The sequence below is a fragment of the Corynebacterium sp. HMSC072A02 genome (assembly GCF_001810085.1).
Classification (GTDB): domain Bacteria; phylum Actinomycetota; class Actinomycetes; order Mycobacteriales; family Mycobacteriaceae; genus Corynebacterium; species Corynebacterium hesseae.
Window position 1 is genome coordinate 1 of record NZ_KV799818.1, and the last position, 422, is coordinate 422.

Genomic DNA, 422 nt, shown 5'->3' on the forward strand with positions numbered 1-422 from the left:
TGGTCGCCCGTCTGGGTGGCCACGTCGTGTGAGTCCTTCTTTTGCCCAGGCTGCGCGTGCTGCTTTTTCTCCTTGGCGTCCGAAGTCTTGTTGCTTGGCTAACTCCAGTGGCGCTACGGGGTCTTCGGTGTGGGTGTAGAGCCACCAGTCCATGGTGATGCGCTGATGCTCATCGAACATGCCACGATGGTTTCCTGCTAGGTCTTTGAGCTGTTTGTTGATGCCACCTTCCAGCAGGTTCGTGGTGGCTTTTAAATCCTGTGTGACACCTTCAGGCGGGTCAAGGAAGGTAAATAATTGTCCGGCGTGGATGAGCTTTTCTAGCCGTTTTAGAGCCCTGCGGGCGTTGCGGTGGGTGTACCACCATTTCTGGTTGGGGCTGACCCATTTCGGTACTTGGCCTGCCGGTATGGTGCTGCGGT

General features: G+C 56.4%; 1 pseudogene. It reads right to left on the reverse strand.

The features are described 5' to 3' along the window. Positions 1-422, reverse strand: a pseudogene (locus HMPREF2698_RS02240) (IS256 family transposase); the annotation flags it as partial.